General features: G+C 73.9%; 18 protein-coding genes. 11 read left to right on the top strand and 7 right to left on the bottom strand.

What is annotated here, in order from left to right; genetic code table 11:
- The first annotated feature begins 280 nt into the window (after nucleotides 1–280).
- Entirely contained in the window at nucleotides 281–1,087 is an 807-nt protein-coding gene (locus tag BJY14_RS11630; RefSeq protein WP_376769998.1) for a class I SAM-dependent methyltransferase, read from the top strand.
- A 70-nt stretch (nucleotides 1,088–1,157) separates the two neighbouring features.
- Here the strand turns inward: BJY14_RS11630 and BJY14_RS11635 are convergent, their stop codons facing one another.
- Nucleotides 1,158–2,006 carry an SOS response-associated peptidase gene (locus tag BJY14_RS11635; protein WP_246395879.1) on the bottom strand — a complete coding sequence of 283 codons (849 nt, stop codon included), beginning with the start codon at nucleotides 2,004–2,006 and terminating at the stop codon, nucleotides 1,158–1,160.
- Between BJY14_RS11635 and BJY14_RS11640 the strand changes: the two genes are divergently transcribed.
- The 6 genes from BJY14_RS11640 (at nucleotide 2,005) to BJY14_RS11665 (ending at nucleotide 8,384) form a co-directional block, all read left to right on the top strand.
- Nucleotides 2,005–3,045, top strand: coding sequence for a DoxX family membrane protein (locus tag BJY14_RS11640; RefSeq protein WP_179843628.1), 1,041 nt, complete (start codon nucleotides 2,005–2,007; stop codon nucleotides 3,043–3,045). The two genes, BJY14_RS11635 and BJY14_RS11640, sit on opposite strands and share 2 nt — an antisense overlap.
- Before the next feature lie 210 nt (nucleotides 3,046–3,255).
- Entirely contained in the window at nucleotides 3,256–3,747 is a 492-nt protein-coding gene (locus BJY14_RS11645) for a sigma-70 family RNA polymerase sigma factor (protein WP_218826252.1), read from the top strand.
- The gene (locus BJY14_RS11650) at nucleotides 3,744–4,466 is read left to right on the top strand and encodes an anti-sigma factor family protein (RefSeq protein WP_179843629.1); all 723 of its coding nucleotides are present in this window, start codon (nucleotides 3,744–3,746) and stop codon (nucleotides 4,464–4,466) included. The genes BJY14_RS11645 and BJY14_RS11650 overlap by 4 nt, the downstream gene beginning before the upstream one ends.
- Nucleotides 4,467–4,536: 70 nt before the next feature.
- Complete coding sequence (aroA, locus tag BJY14_RS11655; protein ID WP_179843630.1) at nucleotides 4,537–5,808, top strand: 3-phosphoshikimate 1-carboxyvinyltransferase; 1,272 nt, start codon at nucleotides 4,537–4,539, stop codon at nucleotides 5,806–5,808.
- 17 nt (nucleotides 5,809–5,825) lie between these two features.
- On the top strand, nucleotides 5,826–6,830 hold the full coding sequence (gene rsgA / locus BJY14_RS11660; RefSeq protein ID WP_218906314.1) for a ribosome small subunit-dependent GTPase A: 1,005 nt from the start codon (nucleotides 5,826–5,828) through the stop codon (nucleotides 6,828–6,830).
- A gap of 57 nt (nucleotides 6,831–6,887) precedes the next feature.
- Nucleotides 6,888–8,384: an FAD-binding oxidoreductase gene (locus BJY14_RS11665; RefSeq protein WP_179843631.1), complete on the top strand. Its 1,497-nt coding sequence runs from the start codon at nucleotides 6,888–6,890 to the stop codon at nucleotides 8,382–8,384.
- Here the strand turns inward: BJY14_RS11665 and BJY14_RS11670 are convergent.
- Entirely contained in the window at nucleotides 8,381–9,229 is an 849-nt protein-coding gene (locus tag BJY14_RS11670; protein ID WP_179843632.1) for a hypothetical protein, read from the bottom strand. The genes BJY14_RS11665 and BJY14_RS11670 overlap by 4 nt on opposite strands.
- Before the next feature lie 135 nt (nucleotides 9,230–9,364).
- On the opposite strand from BJY14_RS11670, the gene hisN reads away from it, so the two are divergent.
- From hisN to lhgD, 3 genes are all read left to right on the top strand, one after another.
- On the top strand, nucleotides 9,365–10,168 hold the full coding sequence (gene hisN, locus BJY14_RS11675) for a histidinol-phosphatase (protein ID WP_179849311.1): 804 nt from the start codon (nucleotides 9,365–9,367) through the stop codon (nucleotides 10,166–10,168).
- 122 nt (nucleotides 10,169–10,290) lie between these two features.
- Nucleotides 10,291–10,482, top strand: a complete 192-nt coding sequence (locus BJY14_RS11680; RefSeq protein ID WP_179833075.1) for a tail-anchor membrane protein — start codon at nucleotides 10,291–10,293, stop codon at nucleotides 10,480–10,482.
- 26 nt (nucleotides 10,483–10,508) lie between these two features.
- Entirely contained in the window at nucleotides 10,509–11,726 is a 1,218-nt protein-coding gene (gene lhgD, locus BJY14_RS11685) for an L-2-hydroxyglutarate dehydrogenase (protein WP_179843633.1), read from the top strand.
- A 114-nt stretch (nucleotides 11,727–11,840) separates the two neighbouring features.
- Here the strand turns inward: lhgD and BJY14_RS11690 are convergent, their stop codons facing one another.
- Nucleotides 11,841–13,316, bottom strand: a complete 1,476-nt coding sequence (locus tag BJY14_RS11690) for a carboxylesterase/lipase family protein (protein ID WP_179843634.1) — start codon at nucleotides 13,314–13,316, stop codon at nucleotides 11,841–11,843.
- Between the two features lie 70 nt (nucleotides 13,317–13,386).
- Entirely contained in the window at nucleotides 13,387–14,019 is a 633-nt protein-coding gene (locus BJY14_RS11695; protein ID WP_179843635.1) for a TetR/AcrR family transcriptional regulator, read from the bottom strand.
- A gap of 103 nt (nucleotides 14,020–14,122) precedes the next feature.
- Between BJY14_RS11695 and BJY14_RS11700 the strand changes: the two genes are divergently transcribed.
- The gene (locus tag BJY14_RS11700; RefSeq protein ID WP_179843636.1) at nucleotides 14,123–15,010 is read left to right on the top strand and encodes an oxygenase MpaB family protein; all 888 of its coding nucleotides are present in this window, start codon (nucleotides 14,123–14,125) and stop codon (nucleotides 15,008–15,010) included.
- Here the strand turns inward: BJY14_RS11700 and BJY14_RS11705 are convergent.
- The 3 genes from BJY14_RS11705 to BJY14_RS11715 form a co-directional block, all read right to left on the bottom strand.
- Nucleotides 14,980–15,789 (bottom strand): SDR family oxidoreductase, encoded by an 810-nt coding sequence (locus tag BJY14_RS11705; RefSeq protein ID WP_179843637.1) that lies wholly within the window; start codon nucleotides 15,787–15,789, stop codon nucleotides 14,980–14,982. The two genes, BJY14_RS11700 and BJY14_RS11705, sit on opposite strands and share 31 nt — an antisense overlap.
- A 2-nt stretch (nucleotides 15,790–15,791) precedes the next feature.
- Nucleotides 15,792–17,141: a cytochrome P450 gene (locus tag BJY14_RS11710; protein ID WP_179843638.1), complete on the bottom strand. Its 1,350-nt coding sequence runs from the start codon at nucleotides 17,139–17,141 to the stop codon at nucleotides 15,792–15,794.
- A 99-nt stretch (nucleotides 17,142–17,240) separates the two neighbouring features.
- Nucleotides 17,241–20,255, bottom strand: coding sequence for an AMP-binding protein (locus BJY14_RS11715; RefSeq protein WP_179843639.1), 3,015 nt, complete (start codon nucleotides 20,253–20,255; stop codon nucleotides 17,241–17,243).
- Between the last annotated feature and the right edge of the window lie 7 nt (nucleotides 20,256–20,262).

Below are 20,262 nucleotides of genomic sequence, written 5' to 3' on the forward strand. Positions count from 1 at the left end.
GATATCGGTCCGCGCGGCCTGCCCACGAGGGCGGGGGCCCGCGCGTCGCCGCGGGGCGCCGCCGTACTTCGCTGCTGATCGGCGACGGCTGTGGTCATCCGGCTCGCACCTCCGCTTTCGCTGGCCTGTGAGAGGGTGCAACACCGGAACGCCCCCGCCGATTCCCGGGCGGGAGCGGGCGCGCCGCAACCGGGTCGCCGGGTCCCGTCCCTCACTCAGGGTGATGACCTGCCCCGGACGGGGAAAGATGTGACGTACACGGCTAGAACAGGAGCAATTGGTGCACTCGGTGCCTTCGGCGCAACCTTCCGAGCCCACCATCGCCAGCCTGCGGGACACCTCCGGAGACGGGTCAGGGGACTCCCTGGCGCGCTACTGGACCTTCTACGAGGCGGTGGCGGACGCCCAGCTCACCCGGTGGCTGCCGCGCAGGCCGTCCCGCGTGCTCGACATCTCGGGAGGCCACGGACACAGCGCCGCCCGGGCCGCCGCGGCGGGCCACACGGTGCTGGAGGTGCGCGACCCCGAGCGCCCCGGCCGCCCGGCGCCGGGACGCCGCGGCGACGCGGGCCGGACCGCCGCGCGCACCGTCCCGCTGGTCGCCGACTCGGGCACCCTGTCCTACCTCGCCGACGCCTGCGTGGACGCCGTGATCGCCGAGAACCGCGTGCTGTCGCGGCACCTCGCCACCGAGGCCACGGTCACCGAGATCGCCCGCGTGCTGCGCCCCGGCGGCCGGGTCCTGCTGTGCGTCGACTCGCTCACCCTCGGCATGGCCCTGCTGGCCGAGCGCAACTACTGGGCGCACCTGTCGGACGTCCCGAGCGCCGAGGTCGTCCTCGTGCCCTGGCCGGACGGGACGATCACCCGCTCGTTCTCCTCCCACCAGCTCCGCGAGCTGCTCGCCGACGCCGGCCTGGAGGTCGAGTGGATCCGGCCGCGCACGGTGCTGTCCCCCTCGACGGTCGAGCACGTCCTCGGCGAGTCACCGCGGGCGCTGCAGCGCCTCGTCCGCACGGAGATGGGCGCCCGCCAGACCGACGAGTCGCTCGGCATCCACCTGCTGGCCAGCGCCCGGCGGCGCTAGGGCCTCGCGCCGCCGCGCCGTCCGCGGCCGAATTGTCGCGGCGAAGAACCGTTCCGGTGAAGGGCCCGCGTCAGAAGAGCCCCTCGGAATGGTTGCCGTCACCATCCCCGGAATTTGCCGGTTGTATGAGTTCCGGGCCGTTGTTGCGCACACTGTTGACGGCCTTCGACACCGGATAGGCGTCCATTGTCCCGGCCATGGCGGGAACGAGGAGGCCGCGCACCTGCTCGGTGTCGGTGAGCGCGGGGTCGAGCCAGGCGTCCCACCGTTCCGGCTCGACGACCATCGGCATCCGGTCGTGGATGCGGCCGAGATCGTCCGGCGCGTTCGTGGTGATGACGGTGCAGGTCCAGACCCACTCGTCTTCAGGTGATTTCCACAGCTCGTAGAGACCCGCCATCGCCATGACGGCGCCGTCCTTGGGACGGATGAAGTACGGCTGCTTCTGCGGCTTCCGCTTCGCCTTCTTCTCTCCCTCGGCCGGGTCGGCCCCGTCACCCTGGTCCTGGAGCGTGTACCACTCGAAGTAGCCGTCGGCGGGAAGCAGGCAGCGCCGCCTGGCGAACGCGCGGCGGTAGGACGGCTTCTCGTGCACCGTCTCGACCCGCGCGTTGATCATGCGGGAGCCGATGGACAGGTCCTTGGCCCAGGACGGCACGAGGCCCCACCGCACCGTCCGCAACTGCCGCACCGCGGGCGCCTCGTCGGGCTCGTCCTTCGGCCGCCGGTCGAGCACGACCGGGACCTGTTTCGTAGGGGCGACGTTGTAGTCGGCCTGGATGTCCCCGTCGACCGCGTCGAGCTGCACCTGGAACTCGTCCAGCAGCTCCTGGCGCGCACGGGTGGTGGCGTAGCGTCCGCACATGCGTCCCATCCTGCCGCGCTTGAGGCGCGGCGCGTTGGGCATGTAGCGGGTCATGCGACCCTTCACGACCCTGGCCCGCCCGTTCGTGGCGGCGCCGTACATCATGACCGGCCTGGAGGCCCTCCGCGATCCGCGCGAACGCGCCGAGCGGGTGGGCCCGGCCGTCAAGCCCGTCGCCGACCGGATCGACTGGCTGCCGAAGGACCCCGAGACCCTCGTCCGCATGCAGGGCGCGCTCAGCCTCGGCACCGGGGCGCTGCTGCTGACCGGCAAGTTCCGGCGGCTCACGACGCTGGTGCTCGCCGCCCAGCTCGTCCCCGCGCTGGCGACCGAGCACCGCTACTGGACCGAGAGCGACCCCGAGCGCCGCGCCAACGAGCGCTCCCACCTGCTGAAGAACGCCGGCATGTTCGGCGCGCTGCTCATGGTGGCGACCGAGCCCCGCCGCGCGCCGCGCACCGCCGAGCTGCGCCGCGCCGTGCGCGAGACGCAGATCAGGAGCGGCGCGGAGGCGAAGGCGATGCGCCGCGAGGCCGCCGCGACGCTGCGCGAGGCGCGCCGGGAGGCGTCCCGCCAGGTGCGCGTCGCCCGGGCCGAGGGCGGGCGCAAGGCCGCCAAGGCGAGCAAGCGCGCCACGACCGCCAAGTCCGGCGGCATGTTCCGGATGGGCAAGGCCAGCGGCAAGGCGAGCGGCGCGCTCACGACCGCCGGGATGGCGGGCGGCGCGCTCAAGGCCGGCAAGGCGGGCGGTAAGGCAGGAGGCAAGGCGGCCCGCAAGGCAGGCGGCGCGCTCAGGAGCGCCGGCGCGGGCGGCGCGCTCGTCGCCGGCAAGGCGGCCGAGAAGGCCACCAAGGCGAGCAAGGCCAGAGGCAGGGCGAGCGGCAGGGCCGGCGGAGCGCTCAAGGGCGCCCTGGCGGCGGGGAGCGCGTTCAAGCTCGGCCGCGCGTCCAAGCCGGGCAAGGCCGCGCGGGCGGGCCAGGCCGTCAGGGCCGGGACCGCGACGCAGGCGGCGAAGGCCGCCAAGGCCGGGCGGACGGTCAAGGCGGGAACCGCGGCGCAGGCCGGCAAGGCCCTGCACGCGGTCAAACGCTGACTTCCCGAAGAGAACCTTAAAAGAGTCTCAAGAGCGTTGAACCGGGGGCCGGGGCGGTCCCGTACTGCCAGATGACCGCCCTTCCATCACGACGGAGACGCCCCGGCCATGGCAGTTCCCGGATCGACCGGCCGCCCCGGCGGCGGCCTGCGGAGCCTGCTCCGCCGCCCCGGCGCGGCGCGGGCCGCGCAGGACGCGGCCGACGAGGAGATGGCGGCCGAGCTGTACCGCGAGTACCATCGGCCGCTCCTCGCGTTCGTCCTGCGGCTGACGGGCGGCGACCGCCCGTGGGCCGAGGACGTGGTGCAGGAGACCATGATCCGGGCATGGCGCAGCGCGGACCGGCTCGACGACCGGACGTCCTCGCTGATGCCGTGGCTGGCCACGGTCTCCCGGCGTATCGTGATCGACAACCGGCGGCAGCGCGAGGTCAGGCCGCCGGAGGTCGGCGACGGGCCCCTGGAGAACCTCCCGATGGCGGACGAGATGGACGCGCTGCTGCGCAAGGTCGTGGTGACCGAGGCGCTGGAGTCGCTCTCCCCCGCGCACCGTCAGGCGCTGACGGAGACGGTGCTGCGCGACCGGACGGTGAACCAGGCCGCCGAACACCTCGGCATCCCGGTGGGGACGGTCAAGTCCCGCGTCTACTACGCGTTGCGCGCCTTGCGGGTCGCCTTGGAGGAGAGGGGGGTCACGTCATGAGTTCCCAGGTCGAGCACACCGATGTCGGCGCGTACGCGCTGGGCCTTCTCGAAGAGGGCGACCGGCTGGCGTTCGAGGCGCATCTGCGGGGATGCGGGGCCTGCCAGGCCGAGCTGAGGGAGCTGTCCGGTGCGGCCGGCGCCCTGTCCGGGCTGTCGCCCGCCGCCGGGCCGATTCCGGACGGGGCCGGATGGGAGGGCGGCGGCGATCCGTCCGCGCCCCCGGCGCCGGTGATCGACATGATGCGGCGCAGGCGGCATGCCGACCGGCGGTTCAGGCGCGGCGCCTACCTGGCCGGCACGGCCGCGGCGGCCGCGGCGCTGGCCGCGGGCATCGGCATCGGGACGGCCGTGAACGACGAGGCCCCGCCGCCGAAGCCGCCCGTGGCGCAGCCCCTCACCGGCCAGCGGTTCCACGCCGCGAACGCGAGCACCGGCGCGTCCGGCACGGTCGCGCTGGTCGACAAGGGCTGGGGCACGCAGGTCGGGCTGGAGCTGCGCGGGATCCGCGGGCCGCTGAAGTGCCACCTGGAGGCCGTCTCGCGGACCGGCGAGCGCAGCGTCGTCGCGGGGTGGAGCGTCCCCGACAAGGGCTACGGCGTCCCGGGCCAGCCCAAGCCCCTCGTCCTGCAGGGCGGGACCGGGCTCAGCCGCCAGCAGATCGGCCACTTCGAGGTCCGCCTCGACGACGGCGGAACGCTCCTGACGATTCCCCTCTGATCCCCTCTGATCTCCGGGGGGCCTCCCGATCGTCCCGCTCCCTCCGCCGGCGGCCCGATAACCTTGGGGCATGTCCTCTCCGCACTGGTCCGCCCCGGTCGCCCATGCCCCGGTGGACGCCACCGTGCCGCTGCCCGGCTCGAAGTCGATGACCAACCGGGCACTGATCCTGGCCGCGCTCGCGGAGGCGCCCACCTGCATCACCCGGCCCCTGCACAGCCGCGACACCGAGCTGATGGCCGGCGCCCTCCGCGCGCTCGGCGCCGGCATCGGGGAGGACGGCGACGACTGGCAGGTGCTGCCGCGGCGCCTGGAGGGCCCGGCGCGCGTCGACGTCGGGCTGGCCGGGACCGTGATGCGGTTCCTGCCGCCGGTCGCCGCCCTGGCGTCCGGCGAGGTGTTCGTCGACGGCGACCCGCGCGCCCGCGAGCGGCCGATGGGCCCCATCATCACGGCGCTGCGCGCCCTCGGCGCCGACATCGACGACGGAGGGCGCGACGCGCTCCCCTTCACCGTCCGGGGCTCGGGCTCGGTGGCCGGGGGCGGGGTGGTGATCGACGCGTCGGCGTCGTCCCAGCTGGTGTCGGGGCTGCTGCTGGCCGCGCCGCGGTTCGACAAGGGCGTGGAGGTCAGGCACGAGGGCCCGCCGGTGCCGTCGGCGCCGCACCTGGCGATGACCGTCGAGATGCTGCGCGCGGCCGGCGCCGAGGTCGAGGCGCGGCGCAACGTCTGGCGGGTGGCGCCCGGCCCGCTGCGCGGCGGCGAGGTGGTGATCGAGCCGGACCTGTCGAACGCGGCGCAGTTCCTCGGCGCGGCGCTGGTCACCGGGGGCCGCGTCACCGTCCCCGGCTGGCCGGCCGAGACGACCCAGCCCGGCGACGCGCTGCGCGGGCTGCTCGCCGCGATGGGCGCCGAGGTGACCCGCGGGCCGGACGGGCTGACCGTGCGCGGCGGGGACGGGTTCGGCGGCCTCGACGCCGACCTGCACGAGGTCGGGGAGCTGACACCGGTGCTCGCGGCCCTCGCCGCGCTGGCGGGCTCGCCGTCGCGGCTGACGGGCATCGCGCACCTGCGCGGCCACGAGACCGACCGGCTCGCCGCGCTGGTCGCCGAGATCAACGGGCTGGGCGGCGACGTCCGTGAGCTGCCCGACGGGCTGGAGATCCGGCCGCGCCCGCTGCGCGGCGGCGTCTTCCGCACCTACGACGACCACCGGATGGTGATGGCGGCGGCCCTGCTCGGATTGGCCGTTCCCGGCATCGAAGTGGAGAATCCGGGCACCGTCGGCAAGACTCTTCCGAACTTCACCCGGCAGTGGGCGTCGATGCTGGCGCCCGCCTGACAGCAGGGACCGGACCACTGGCACGCAAACACGACTACGACGAGGACGACGTCCGGGTGCGGCCCGGGCGCCGCGGGTCGCGGCCGCGCACGCGCCGCCGTCCCGCGCACGAGGACGCCTCGCCCGGGCTCGTGACGGCGGTGGACCGCGGCCGGTACCGGTGCCTCGCCGACCCCGGCACCGACGGCGAGCGCGCCGTCACCGCGATGCGGGCCCGCGAGCTCGGCCGCAAGGGCGTCGTCGTGGGCGACCGCGTCGCGCTGGTCGGGGACGTCACCGGCGCGCAGGACACCCTGGCCCGGATCGTCCGGGTCGAGCCGCGCACCTCGGCGCTGCGCCGCACCGCCGACGACACCGACCCGTTCGAGCGGATCATCGTCGCGAACGCCGACAACCTCGTCATCGTGACGGCGCTGGCCGATCCCGAGCCGCGCCCCCGCATGATCGACCGGCAGCTCGTCGCCGCCTACGACGCCGGCATGGCCCCCCTGCTCTGCCTCACCAAGGCCGACCTCGCCCCGCCCGACGCCCTGGTAGCCGAGTACGCGCCGCTCGGCGTCCCCTACGTCGTGACCGAGCGCGGCGGCGACCTCGGCGAGCTGCGCGCCCGCCTCACCGGCCGCACGAGCGTGCTCGTCGGCCACTCCGGCGTCGGCAAGTCGACGCTGGTGAACGCCCTGGTCCCGGACGCCGAGCGCGCGGTGAGCCACGTCAACGCCGTCACCGGCCGGGGCCGGCACACCTCCTCCTCGGCGCTCGCGCTGGAGCTGCCCGGCGGGGACGGCTGGATCATCGACACCCCGGGCGTGCGCAGCTTCGGCCTCGCGCACGTCGACGTGGAGAACGTGCTCGGCGCGTTCGACGACCTCGCCGAGGGCGCCGCGGAGCGCTGCCCGCCCCGCTGCGACCACCTCCAGGACGACTGCGGCCTGGACTCCTGGGTCGAGGAGGGCCACGCCAGCCGGGCGCGTCTGGACTCCCTGCGCCGCCTCCTCGCCAGCCGCGAGGGCGAGCCCGAATAGTCCGCTACGCCGCGGATCCCGCCCCTCGAAGGGGCAGCAGGCGCGACAATGAGCCGCATGGAGCGGCGAGCGATGCTGAAGGCGGCGGCCCTGGGCGGGCTCGGCGGGCTCGGCGTCGCCGGGTGCTCCGATGAGGGGCCGCCCCCGCGGAGGCGGCCGCGCGCGAGGCCGAAGCCGACCGGGCCCGCCGACTGGAACGCCCTGGAACGCGGCCTCGACGGGAAGCTGGTCCGCCCGTCCGACGCGTCCTACGGCGAGGCGAGGCGCCTCTACATCCCGCGCTACGACCGTGTCCGCCCGGCCGGCATCGCCTACTGCGAGACCCCGCAGGACGTCGCGGAATGCGTGGCGTTCGCGACGGTGAAGCGGATGCCGGTGGCGGTGCGGTGCGGCGGGCACAGCTACGCGGGCTGGTCGACGGGCACGGGCCTCGTGATCGACGTCTCCCCCATGGACGCCGTGAATCGCGACGGCGACCGCGCGGCCGTCGGGGCCGGGACCAGGCTGATCGATCTCTACGACGAGCTCGGCGACGGCGGGGTGAGCGTCCCGTCCGGGAGCTGCCCCACGGTCGGCGTCGCGGGGCTGACGCTCGGCGGCGGCCTGGGCGTGACGTCCCGCGCGTACGGGCTGTCGTGCGACGTCCTGGAGTCGGTCGACGTCGTCACGGCGGACGGGCGGGTCCTGACCTGCGACGCGCGGCGGAACCCGGACCTGTTCTGGGCGTGCAGGGGCGGGGGCGGCGGCAACTTCGGCGTCGCGGTGGCGTTCACGTTCCGGACGCACGAGGTCGGGGACGTGACGCCGTTCAGCATGCGATGGCCCTGGCGGAAGGCCGCCGACGCGGTGCGCGGCTGGCAGCGCTGGGCACCGGCGGCGCCCGGCGAGGTCTGGACGAGCCTGCACCTGGACACCAACCCCGATCAGGGCGTCCCGGACATCGAGGTGACGGGCCTCGCGCTCGCCGGAGCCGGCGGCCACATGGAGCGCCTGACGGCCGCGATCGGCACGGACCCCGCCTCCACCACCGCCCAGAGCCGCCCCTACATGGACGCGATGAAGTTCATGGGCGGCTGCGCCGGGCAGTCCGTCGAGCAGTGCCACGGGCAGGGCGCCCTGCCTGGGCAGCGCCCCGGCGGCGCCTTCCCCCGCACCGAGTACTCAGGGAAGTCCCACATCGCCTACCGGCCGCTGCCCGATGACGCGATCGGCGCCCTGCTCGACCGGTTCGAGAAGGGCAACGGCGTCCGGAACCGGTCGGTGCTGATGGACGCGATGGGCGCCGCGATCGCGCGCGTCGGGCCGGGCGACACCGCCTTCCCGCACCGCAAGGGGCTTTTCTGCGTCCAGTACCTCGCGCCCGACGACGCCTGGCTCTCCGCGACGCACACCGCGATGGAGCCCCACCTGGGCGGCGCGGCCTACGTGAACTACATCGACGCGGAGCTGCACGACTGGGCGCACGCCTACTACGGCCCCAACCTGGACCGGCTCAGGAAGGTGAAGGCCGCCCACGACCCCGGGCGCCTGTTCCGCTTCCCGCAGGCGGTCTAGCCGAGCGACTCCTCGAACAGGCTGCGCGCCTTGGCCTCGGCCTCGTTCAGCGCCTGCACGTGCCGGGGCGCGAGCTCCTCGACGCACCGGGTCATCTCCTCGGTGACCTGGCTGAACGCGGCCTCCTCCGCACCCCGCAGCGCCGCCCGGACGGTCGCGGCCCGGGAGCCGAGCGCGGACCACTCCAGCTCCAGGCGCGCGACGGCCTCGTCGAACGCCCTCGACGTCTGCGCTCCGGCGTCCTTCAGCTCGTCCGGGACCGGCCCCCGGCCCGCCTTGCGCGCGTGGCCGGACAGGGCCGAGATCCGGCTGGCGAGCGTCAGGCCCTCGCGGGCCAGCGGGAGCACATCGTGGATCAGGTCGGTGACCGCCTTGGCCAGCTCCTCCACCCGGGTGAGCAGCAGCTGCGTCGCCTCCTCCAGGGCCTTGGAGGTGCGCTCGGCGACGCGCTCGGCGACGTCCTGCTGCTGGCGGGACAGCGCCGGGACGACGTCGCGGTCGAGCCTGCGCCGCATCTCCCGGCCCCGCGCGCCGTTCCCTGCCGGGCCCGCGCGGTCCGTCCAGTCGGTCCAGACCCGCTCGATGCGCTCCTCCCCGGACGCGGCGATCTCCGCGGTGATCTCCTCCAGGGCCTCGCCGACGCGGGCCTTGAGGCGTTCCACCCGCCCGTAGAGCGCCTCGCGCTTGAACGGGTCGTTGAGCTCGTTGAGCTGCGCCTGCAATCGACGGGAGACGTCGATGGCGTGTTCGGCCAGGGGGACGAGGCGGTCGGCGAGCTCGTCGAGCGTCTGCGCCCGGCGTGGATCGGTCAGCTCGGCCACCCACTCGGGGAGATCGTGCGCCATGGCCCCCATGCTGCCACCACCCGCGCCAGGAAGCGGGACATCGCGCCCGGCGCGCCGATCCCGGCCGTCCGAAACGCCGGAACGGCCCGGGTACGTGTGTCGGGACGGGCGGTGATCAGGGTAGCGTGGCTCGCCGTGGCGGGCTATTCCGATGACCTGCGTCTCGCGCATGTGCTGGCGGACGGGGCCGACGACATCACGACCAAGCGCTTCCGCGCGCTCGATCTCGACGTCGAGACCAAGCCGGACCTGACGCCGGTCAGCGACGCCGACCGCAGCGTGGAGGAGCAGATCCGCGGCACGCTCAAGCGGGCCCGCCCGCGCGACGCCGTGCTCGGCGAGGAGTACGGCAGGACCGGGTACGGCAACCGCTGCTGGATCATCGACCCGATCGACGCGACGAAGAACTTCGTGCGCGGCGTCCCGGTGTGGGCCACGCTGATCGCGCTGATGGAGAACGACGAGATCGTCGTCGGTGTGGTGTCGGCGCCCGCGCTGAACCGCCGCTGGTGGGCGGCCCGCGGCGGCGGCGCCTGGACGGGCCGCAGCCTCACCCGCGCGACCCGGATGAACGTGTCGTCGGTGGGCGATCTCTCGGACGCGTCCCTGTCGTTCTCCAGCCTGAGCGGCTGGGAGGAGCAGGACCGGCTGCCCCGGTTCCTCGAACTGACCCGCTCGGTGTGGCGGACGCGGGCGTTCGGCGACTTCTGGTCGCACATGATGGTCGCCGAGGGCGCGGTCGACATCTCCACCGAGCCCGAGGTGTCCCTGTGGGACCTCGCCGCCCTCCAGGTCATCGTGGAGGAGGCGGGCGGCATGTTCACCGACCTCTCGGGCGTGCCCGGCCCGGACGGCGGCAGCGTCGTCTGCACCAACGGCAAGCTGCACGCGGAGGTCCTCCGCACCCTCGGCGGCGGCCAGCTGTCCCTGCGCATCTGACCGGAACGCGCCCGAACCGCCGCCCCCCGCCATGGCGCTCGGACCGACTCGCGACATATCGTGGAACAGCGGTCGCCCGACGGCCGTTCTACAAGTGGGCGGTCCGTCAACGGAGGTGCGAGATGTCGACCCAGACCAAGCTAGTGATCGGCGGCGTCGTCGTCGGCTTCCTGACCCTGTTCGTCTTCCCGTGGTGGCTCAGCGCGCTGATCATCCTCGGCGTCCTCGGCGCGCCGCTCGTCGGGTACATGATGCTCGACCCGTCCCAGCGCAAGCGGGTGCGGTCCCAGGGGCGCAAGCGCCTCGGCAGCTGAGGCCGCGCCCCCACTAGGGTGCGGGTGTGGCGGAGACACGGGTCGGCGTCGTCGGCGCGGGCATCGTCGGGCTGGCGATCGCGCGCGGGCTGGCGCTGGCGCGTCCGGGCCTGAAAGTGACGGTCCTCGACAAGGAGGACCGTGTCGCGGCCCACCAGACGAGCCACAACAGCGGCGTCGCCCACGCGGGCCTCTACTACGCGCCGGGGTCGCTGAAGGCGACCCTGTGCAGGCGCGGGATCGGCCTGCTCAAGGAGTTCTGTACTGACCGGAACCTGCCGTACGTGGAGTGCGGCAAGCTCGTCGTCGCCCGCGACGCGGCGGAACTCGGCGCCCTGGAGGAGATCGAGCGCCGCGCGACGGCCAACGGCGTCCCCGGGCTGCGGCGACTGACCGGCGGCGCGCTCACCGAGATCGAGCCGCACGCGACAGGCGTGGCGGCCCTGCACTCCCCCACCACGGCGATCGTCGACTTCCCGGCCGTGGCCCGCGCCTTCGCGCGGGACGTCGCCGACGCCGGCGGCGAGGTCAGGCTCGGCTTCGAGGTCGTGCGCATCGGCCGGGCGGGCGACCGCGTCACGGCCGCCTCCCCGCACGAGGAGCTGACCTTCGACCGGCTGGTGATCTGCGCGGGCCTCCACTCCGACCGCGTGGCGCGCCTCGCGGGCGACTCCCCCGCCCCGGCGATCATCCCGTTCCGGGGGGAGTACTACCGGCTCGTCCCGTCCCGGACGGATCTCGTGCGCGGCCTCATCTACCCCGTCCCCGACCCGCGCTACCCGTTCCTCGGCGTGCACTTCACCCGGCGCGTCGACGGCGGCGTGGACATCGGCCCGAACGCCGTCCTGGCCCTCGCCAGGGAGGGCTACCGGCGGCGCGACGTCCGTCCGGCGGACCTGTGGGACACGATCCGCTGGCCCGGCTTCCGCCGCCTGGCACGCCGGCACTGGCGCACGGGCGCGCGAGAACTGTACGGGTCAGCGGTCAAGCGGGCGTTCGTCGCCGAAGCACGCAGCTTCGTCCCCGAACTGACAACGGCCGACGTCGCCCCGGCCCCCGCCGGCGTCCGCGCCCAGGCAGTCGACCCCGACGGCTCCCTCGTGGACGACTTCCGCATCGGCCACCTGGGCCCCATAACCACCATCCGCAACGCCCCGTCCCCAGCCGCCACGTCCTCCCTAGCAATAGCGGAGCTAATTGCTTTCTCTCCTCCTTCGGGCCTGGCGGCCCTCCATCGTCGATAAAGCGGGGCGATCGCTGGCATCGCTCCGACTCGCCCGGAGGCTCGCTGCGCGATCAGGTTCTCGCTCCGCTCGAACCTGCCTTCGGACGCGATCGCGACCATGGCGGCGTCGCTGTTACTCCCAGAGCTTGCGGTCGCGGCTGTTGGGGTCGCGGACGATCTCGTCGGCGGGGGCGTCGAAGACCATGACCGCGCGGCTCGGCGGGGTGAAAGGCTCCCAGCCGGGGTCGCCGTCGACGGCGAAGCGGGTCCACGCGCGATGCATCCGGTCGGCTAGCGCCTGCGGCGGGTTCGGGCCGGCCAGGCCCTCCGTCTCGGCCGTGAGGTTGTCGAACACGAAGCCGAGCTCCAGCGCGTGGCACGCGCCGAGGTCGTGGTTCGGCGACCGCCACGCGAACTCGTACATCCAGGTGCGGCCGCCGGAGTCGGCGTGCCCGGCGGCGGCGCGGTGCGCGGGGACGCGGAACAGGCTGTCGGTGATGATCGCCGCGAGCAGCTCGCCGGACGCCATGTCCGGGTGGTGGGCGCGGTAGGCGGCGGGCAGCCCCGGCGGGACGCCCATGCCCGCGGCGACGGCGCCGACCAGTTCGTCGTTGAGGCCGGCGGCGATCCCGGTGGGCATCAGGAAGAGCCGGAACTCCTCGGTGGTGTAGCCGATGAGCAGGTCCACGTCCCGTCCGGCGCCGGCGGCGATGGCGTCCTCGGGGCGCCGCCTGATCAGCTCGCCGTCCAGGACCGGGGTCAGCGCCATGCCGCCCGCGGCGGTGGTGGCGCCCCAGCGGCCGGGGTCGGGCAGCGCCGCGACCTCGGCGGCGACGGCGTTCTGGACGGGAATGACCGCGGCCGGATCGAGCGCGGCGAACGCCTCGGCGGTGGGCTCGACGCCGAGCCGGGCCGCCATCTCCTTGGTGACGAGGAGGGCGTCGGCGGGGTCCTGGGCGATGCTGCCCGCGCCGCTCTGCGCGACGGCGCGGTGGAAGAGGCCGAGGTCGAGGGAGAGCAGCGTGGTGACGCTCATCGCGCCCGCAGACTCCCCGAACACCGTCACCCGGGCGGGGTCGCCGCCGAACGCGGCGATGTTGTCGCGGACCCATTCCAGCGCGGCGATCTGGTCGAGCAGCCCGCGGTTGGGCAGGGCGCCGGGCAGGTGCGCGAAGCCCTCGACGCCGAGCCGGTAGTTGATCGTCACGCAGACGACGCCGTCGCGGGCGAAGTTGCGGCCGCTGTAGATGGGGACGGCGCCCGACCCGTTCCGGAACGCGCCGCCGTGGATCCACACCATCACCGGGAGGCCCGGTCCGGCGCCGTCCGGGAGCCGGGGAGTCCACACGTTCAGGTTGAGGCAGTCGTCGCCCGGGATCTCGGGATCGGGCAGGAGCGCGGCGAACACCTTGGGGTAGCCGGGCTTGGGCGCGGTCGGCCCGTACTCGACGGCGTCGCGGACACCGCCCCAGGGCTCGGGCGGACGCGGGGCCTGAAAGCGGTTCGCCCCGAACGGCGGCGCGGCGTAAGGAATGCCGAGGAAGGCGGTAACGCCGTCCTGCGCCAGCCCGCGGACCTTCCCATAGGACGTCTGCACGACCGCCACCATGCCGCACCTCCGCTTCTAGAACGAAATTCGACAACCAGAGCGTACGGGACACACCCCGACCGCGAAACGCTCACCCTCCACCCGGGTTCAGCATGCGCGTCAGATATATGCGGGCGAAGGTGCGGATGGCGTTCTCGTCGTCCAGGGCCAGGCCGCCGCCTGGGATGAGGAGCAGCGAGACGGCGAGGCGCAGGAGGACCTCGGCCACGGTGTCGTGGTCTTCGGCGCCGTCGGGGCGGGCGCGGCGCAGGCGGTCGGCGAGGATGTCGCGGGCCGCGAGCATCACCGCGCCGCCGTTCATGCTGAGCTGCGGCAGGAACGCCTCGGGCTCGCTCTGCAGGACGCGCGTCATCAGCGGGTGGGTGCGGGCGCTGCGCAGGCCGACCACGAAGCCCTCGACGACGGCGTCCTCCGGCGACGGCAGGTCGTCGGTGGCCTCGGCGATCGCGGTGAGGAAGCGGCGGCACTCCCGCAGGATCACGGCCTGGAGCAGCTGCTCCTTGTTGGTGAACCGCCGGTAGATGGTGGTGCGCGCGACCCCGGCCCGCTTGGCGACGTCCTCGACGCTGACCCGGCGCAGCCCGTAGGTCTCGAACTCCGCGAGCGCGGCGTCCAGGATGCGGGTGTCGAGATCGTCGGCGGCGGCGTCCGGCGCCGCCAGCCGGTCCCGCAACTCCTGGGCGATGGTCGCGTCCGTGGTCATAACCGCACCCTAGCCGCCGGACACCCGGCTCCCCGCCACCGGATGCGACACAGTTACAATAATCGTTGTTCTGTAGTTCTGTTCCGACCCCCCGGCGGTGCACATGACGGACGAGGCCGACGCGCGGACCCCGGCCCCCCTCGGGCCCGGCTCGCTGACCTGGCGGTACTTCGGCGACACCCGGATGATCCTCGTCGGGCCCCGGGCGGGGGTGCTGCAGAACATGCTCCCCGCGCTCGGCCAGGGCGTCCTGGACCACTCGGTGTTCTTCGCCGAGACGTTCGCGCGGGTCAAGCGGTCCGCCGGCCCGATCCTGGACACCGTGTACGGCGGGGAGCGGTCCGCCGCGACGGGCCGCAGGGTCCGCGACTACCACCGCGAGATCAAGGGCGAGATGCCGGACGGCTCCCGCTACCACGCGCTCGATCCCGAGACCTACTACTGGGCGCACGCGACGTTCCTCGACAACATGCTGTACGGCGTCGAGACCTTCATCCGGCCGCTCGGCGAGGACGACAAGCGCCGGATCTACGAGGAGTCCAAGACCTGGTTCCGGATGTACGGGGTCAGCGACCGAGCCATGCCGGACGACTGGGAGGCGTTCCAGTCGTACTGGAAGCGGATGCTGGACGAGGAGATCGTCGCGCACCGGACCGCCCGGTACGGCGTCGGCTACGTGACCAAGGGGCTGCCCGCGCCGCGGAAGGTGCCGGCGCCGGTGTGGCGGGCGGTGTCGCCGCCGCTGAACGCCGCCGCGCGGTTCATCACGGTCGGCGGCATGCACCCGCGCATGCGCGAGCTGCTCGACCTGCCGTGGAGCGCCGCCGACGAGCGCCGCCACCGGCGGTTCGCGGCGGCCGTCCGCGCGGCGGGACGGGTGTGGCCGCTGCTGCCCGAGGCCGTCCGCTACCTGCCGCCGGCCCGCCGCGCCTTCCGCAGAGCGCGGCGGGCCGGAGCTGTTCAGGAGCCGGAGCGGATGCGCGCGTCGTAGCCCTTGCGCGCTTCGGGGTCGTACTCCAGGAAGATCTTGTCGAGGCCGAGGCGGCGGGAGGTCGCCTGCCGGACCCGCTCGGGCAGCAGCGCGCCGAGCCGGACCTGCGTACCGAGCTTCTTCGGCACGACGGCCTGCGGGCGGGGCCTGCCGACCAGGGCGACGACGGCCGCGGCGATGTCCTCGGGCTCGCAGTTCTTCTGCCCCTTGGGGCTGCGCGTCCCGGCGGTCAGCTCGGTGTTGGTGAAGGTGGGCAGGACGGCGCTGACGTGCACGCCCCGGTCGGCCACCTCCAGCCGGGTCGCCTCGGTGAACCCGACGACGGCGGCCTTGCTGGCGTTGTAGAGCGCGAGGCCGGGGGTGAACATGACGCCGGCGAGAGAGGCGATGTTGATGACGTGGCCCCGGCCGCGCGGCAGCATCCGGTCGAGGGCGAGCTTGGTGCCGAGCATCACGCCGTGCACGTTGATGTCGATGCAGCGGCGGGCGTCGGCGTCGCTCTCGTCGGTGACGGGCCCGATCGGCATGATCCCGGCGTTGTTGACGACGACGTCGAGGGGCCCGGCGGCCTTCTCGGCCTCGTCGAGGAAGGCGGTGAACGACTCGCGGGACGTGACGTCCAGGACGAGGCCGGTGACGCCGAGCGAGCCGGCGGCCTCCTTGACGGCGGTCTCGTCGATGTCGCCGATGACGACGGTGGCGCCCTTGGCCTTGAGGGCGCGGGCGGTGGCGAGGCCGATCCCTCTCGCGGCCCCGGTGATGGCGACGACCTTGCTCATGTTCACTGCTCCAGTCGGTCGAGGCGGACGGGGAGCCCGTCCTTGGGTGAGGGAAGGGACGTGTGGTCCAGGGGCCATTCGTACCGGGCGGGCACGCTCCAGCGGTACCGCAGGAGCATCTGGTGCAGGATCGTCTTGACCTGCATCCCGGCGAAGTGGAGCCCGATGCACTTGTGCGCGCCGCCCCCGAACGGCGCCCACGCGTACTTGTGGACCTTGTCCTCGCGGCGCTCCGGGGAGAACCGGCCGGGGTCGAACTCGTCGGGATCGGTCCACCAGTCGGCCATGTGGTGGTTGCTGAGCATCGGAACCACGACGGTCGTCCCGGCGGGGACGTGGAAGCCGAGGATGGAGGTGTCCTTGACGACCTTGCGCGGCAGCGCCGGGACGGGCGTGACGAGGCGCATCGACTCCTTCATGACCATGTCGATGCCGGTGAAGGCGTCCAGGTCGTCGAAGCCGGGCTCCTTGCCGAGCCCGAGCGACTGCTCGCGGAGCCTCTCCTGCCATTCGGGGTACTTGGCCAGGTAGTAGGCCATCGTCGTCAGCGTGATGGTGGTGGTGTCGTGCGCCGCCATCAACGCGAAGATCATGTGGTTGACGACGTCCTCGTCGGTGAACCGCTCGCCGTCGTCGGTCTCGGCGTGGCAGAGCGCCGAGAACAGGTCGCTGCCGCCGCCCTCGCGCTTGGCTGGCAGGTGCCGGTAGAAGAACTCCTCCAGGACCTTGCGCGCCTGGAGGCCCTTGTGCCAGCGCAGGCCGGGCACCGGGAAGCGGACGTAGGCCGTCCCCGCCCGGACGGCGTCGATGAACGCGCCGTTGACCCGCGCGCGTTCGGCGTCGTCCAGCTCGACGCCCATGAAGACGTCCACCGCGAGGTCGAGCGTGAGCTTCTTGATGTGGTCGTAGACCTTGAAGCCCTGCCCGGGCTCCCACGACTCGACGCCCTTGACGATGCCGGGCGCCATCGCGTCCATGTAGGAGCGCAGCCGGGGGCGGGTGAACGCCTGCTGCATGATGCGGCGGTGGTGCAGGTGCTCCTCGAAGTCGAGGAGCATGATGCCGCGGTGGAAGAACGGGCCGATGAAGTAGCTCCACGCGGGCCCGTTCGCGAACGCCTTGTCCCGGTTGACCAGGACGACCTCGGCGGCCTCGGGGCCGTGGACGGTGACCGTCCGCTGGCCGAGCAGCCATCCCCAGGCGACCGGGCCGTACTCGGCGTACCGCTTGCGGGCCATCCCGATCGGGTCGCGCATCACCGCGAGCGTGCTGCCGATGTAGGGGACGCCGGGCACGCCGGGCACCGGTTTCAGCTCGCTGCCCTGCGGCGGCGGCGCGAGAACGCTCGTCATGACCCCTCCGGACGCGTGCAACAAATGCGCGAAATCTGTCGCTTTGTTCTAACGCAACGGCCGCCCGTAAGTCCAGACTTATCCGCGGTGACTTGGGCGTCAGCGGGCCTCGCGGGCGGGCGGCGCCTTGAGGAGCCGCCGCCGCGCCGCGTCGGTCAGCGGCCTGTACGCGCCCGCCTTGTCGCGGTAGAAGGCGCGCCCGTCGCCCGCGGCGGGGACGCCCTCGTCCCGCAGCGGCGCCGTCCGCAGCCGCCGTCCCGCGGTGACGGGGATCTCGTCCACGATCCGCACGATCGCGGGCCGCAGCCCCGGCTCCACCCGCAGCAGCGCCTCCGACAGGTCCACCGGCTTGACGGCGTCCTCCGCGCGGCCCTTGCCCCGCAGGCTCACTGCGGCGGCGGCCAGTTCCGTGTCGCCCACCGGGATCCCGTAGACGGCCACGGCGTCGACGTAGGGCAGGTCGCCGAGCGCGTCGCGGATCGGGCCGGGCGGGACGATGCCGTCGGCCGTGCGGATCAGCTCGGTGTCCCGCCCGACGAGCCAGAAGTCGCCGCCGTCGTCGCGGCGGAACAGGTCCCCGGTGATCGTCCAGGCGTCCTCGGGCCGGAACACCCCCCGCACCGGGCGGGCCGCCGCCCCGATCGCCGACAGCCGCACCCGGGCGAGCAGCATGCCGATCTCGCCGGGCTCGCACGCGACGGCGAACCCGTCCGGCCCCTCGGCGAGCCGCCCGCGCTCCAGGTCGTAGCGGGCCAGGCGCACCTCGGCGCTGCCCGGCAGCGGCCGCCCGAGCGATCCGGGCTTCTTGCCGCTCAGGTTGACCAGCACCGACTCGCCCTCGGTGGAGGCGTAGAACTCCAGGACCCGCGCGGGCGCGAACCGCTCCTCGACCCGCCGCCACAGGTTGCGCGGCATGCCCGACCCGATGAACAGCCGGACGGCGTGGTGCCGCTCGGCCGGGTCCGGCGGCGCGTTCACGAGCTCGCGCAGCAGCGTCCAGGTGTAGGAGGCGACGGTCACGCCGTAGCGCCGCGCCTCGTCCCAGAACGTCTCCGGGTCGTACTCCTGCTGGGGGGCCGACCCCCCAGACCCCCCGGAACCTCTGTGAGCACTGGCCAGCGCCAGCCGCGCCCCACCGGCCACGGCTCCCCCGAGGCTCATCAGCAGGGCGGACGGATGCTGGAGCGGGGTGAGGCTGTAGACGGTGTCGGACGAGGAGAGCGAGGCCGAGGACGCCGTCCCGAACGCCGACAGGGCCCACCGCCGGTTGGTGATGCGGCTGGCGCGCAGCTGGTCCCCGTCACCGCGGAAGACCACGAACGCCAGGTCTCCGGCCCGCCCCGGGTTGGGCCGGTACCAGCCGGGCGGTTCGACCCGGTCCGGGTCGATGGCCTCCATGTCCGTCAGCGGGCCGCGCTCGCCGCGTCCCGCCCCGCCCAGCAGGAAGCCGGACACGCCCTCCAGCTTCGCGGCGGCCGCGGCGTGCTCGGGGTCGGCGACGACCCGGGTGACCTGGCCGAGCCGGGCCTCGGCGGCCGGGTCGCCGTCGGGCCGCAGCAGCACCGCGACGGCGCCGAGCCGGTTGAGCGCGGCGACGAGCGCGAGCGCCGTCGGACGGGTGCCCATCAGCACGCCGACCGCGTCGCCGCGCCGCACCCCGATGTGGATCAGGCCGCGGACCACGGCGTCGATGCGGCGCTTGGCGGCGTCGTGGGTGTGCCCGCGCCCCTGGTACAGGAAGAAGACCTCGTCCGGCATGCGGCGGGCCTGCTCGTCGAGCAGCAGCCCCATGGACATGCGGGTGTCGGACTGGATGCGCTCCAGCCGGGCCAGGCGCGGCAGGTTCTGCGCGGCCTCCCCGCCGAGCTGGCGGGTCCCGTGCACGGCCCGGGAGGCGGTCCGGTACGCCGACCGGGCGGCGCTGGTGCCGATGCCCATGGCGAGCTGGAGCCCGTACCCGGCGGGGCCGCCCGGCAGCCCGGCGGACGCGGCCTCCTCGTCCCCGGCGACGGGCACGACGATGCCGGGCAGCTCCTGCTCGCCGTCCCGCCAGCGCGCCCACGCGGCGACGGCCGGCCAGGTCCGCGCGATGGCGAGGCTGCCGACGACGAGCCCGAAGTGCCCGGCGCGCAGCGACGCCTCGTACACCTGGGCGCGCGGCGCGGCGCGGCGGATCCCGCGCACCATCGGCGGCGCCGCGATCTCGTCCACCTCCCCGACGAACGTCAGGACGGGGCAGGTGATGTCGGCGAGCGTGACGAGCCGGTCGCCGATGAGGAACCCGCCGGTCAGCATGCGGTTGTGCTGGATGAACTGGCGGATGAACTCCGCCAGCGCGGGCCCGGGCCACGACACCCAGCCCTCCCGCTCCAGGAACCGGCGCTGGCGTTCCCGGGGCGCGAGCCGCTCCCGGTCGTGCAGCTGCAGGATGAAGTCGACCCGCGAGCGCACCGACTTGACGGGGCTGAGGAGCTGGAATCCGAGCCGCGTGACCCATCCCGGGACCGCGAACCCGCCGAGCAGGGCGTCGGGTATGCGCTCGACGCCTTCGGACGCGAGCCAGCTCGGCAGCCCGAACGGCAGCCCGACGCTGGTGTCGGCGGGGCTCCCGAACGTCACCACGGACGCGATGCCCTCGCTGCGCCGGTACGCGGCGGCCTGGTAGACGAACATGCCGCCCTGCGAGTACCCGGCGAGGTGGACGTCGCGCCCGGTGGCCTCGCGGATCCGGTCCACCGCGTCGCTGACGGCCAGCACGTGGTCGCTGACCGTCCGCTCCAGCCCGCCGGGCTCGCGCTCGGGGGCTCCGAAGTCCACCACCCACGGGTCGACGCCGAGGTCGCGCAGCACGCGCACCGCGCTGACCCGCGAGGAGATGTCGTACACCTCCGCGGTGATCATCAGTGGCGGGACGAGCAGCACGACCGGCCCGCCGCCCTCGCCAGGGAAGTAGTGCCGCAGCCTATAGACGCGTTGCTCGGTCACCACTTCGCAGGGCGAGGCGTCCTCGTCGGTGTCGAACCCTCCGAAGCGGGCGACCTCCAGGGCGTTCTGGGCGGTGGAGCCAAGGCGAGAACCCAGGCGAAGGAGCGTCTTGGCAACAGGCGGCATCATGGCCCTC

Source organism: Actinomadura luteofluorescens (genome assembly GCF_013409365.1).
In the GTDB taxonomy this organism is placed as follows: Bacteria; Actinomycetota; Actinomycetes; order Streptosporangiales; family Streptosporangiaceae; genus Spirillospora; species Spirillospora luteofluorescens.

Excerpts from the sequence above, each read along its gene's own strand:
- BJY14_RS11640 (WP_179843628.1), top strand. The coding sequence starts at position 2,005 with ATGCGACCCTTCACGACCCTGGCCCGCCCGTTCGTGGCGGCGCCGTAC.
- BJY14_RS11635 (WP_246395879.1), bottom strand. The coding sequence starts at position 2,006 with ATGACCCGCTACATGCCCAACGCGCCGCGCCTCAAGCGCGGCAGGATG.
- BJY14_RS11645 (WP_218826252.1), top strand. The coding sequence starts at position 3,256 with ATGGCGGCCGAGCTGTACCGCGAGTACCATCGGCCGCTCCTCGCGTTC.
- BJY14_RS11650 (WP_179843629.1), top strand. The coding sequence starts at position 3,744 with ATGAGTTCCCAGGTCGAGCACACCGATGTCGGCGCGTACGCGCTGGGC.
- aroA (WP_179843630.1), top strand. The coding sequence starts at position 4,537 with ATGTCCTCTCCGCACTGGTCCGCCCCGGTCGCCCATGCCCCGGTGGAC.
- BJY14_RS11665 (WP_179843631.1), top strand. The coding sequence starts at position 6,888 with ATGGAGCGGCGAGCGATGCTGAAGGCGGCGGCCCTGGGCGGGCTCGGC.
- BJY14_RS11670 (WP_179843632.1), bottom strand. The coding sequence starts at position 9,229 with ATGGCGCACGATCTCCCCGAGTGGGTGGCCGAGCTGACCGATCCACGC.
- BJY14_RS11680 (WP_179833075.1), top strand. The coding sequence starts at position 10,291 with ATGTCGACCCAGACCAAGCTAGTGATCGGCGGCGTCGTCGTCGGCTTC.
- BJY14_RS11690 (WP_179843634.1), bottom strand. The coding sequence starts at position 13,316 with ATGGTGGCGGTCGTGCAGACGTCCTATGGGAAGGTCCGCGGGCTGGCG.
- BJY14_RS11695 (WP_179843635.1), bottom strand. The coding sequence starts at position 14,019 with ATGACCACGGACGCGACCATCGCCCAGGAGTTGCGGGACCGGCTGGCG.
- BJY14_RS11700 (WP_179843636.1), top strand. The coding sequence starts at position 14,123 with ATGACGGACGAGGCCGACGCGCGGACCCCGGCCCCCCTCGGGCCCGGC.
- BJY14_RS11705 (WP_179843637.1), bottom strand. The coding sequence starts at position 15,789 with ATGAGCAAGGTCGTCGCCATCACCGGGGCCGCGAGAGGGATCGGCCTC.
- BJY14_RS11710 (WP_179843638.1), bottom strand. The coding sequence starts at position 17,141 with ATGACGAGCGTTCTCGCGCCGCCGCCGCAGGGCAGCGAGCTGAAACCG.
- BJY14_RS11715 (WP_179843639.1), bottom strand. The coding sequence starts at position 20,255 with ATGATGCCGCCTGTTGCCAAGACGCTCCTTCGCCTGGGTTCTCGCCTT.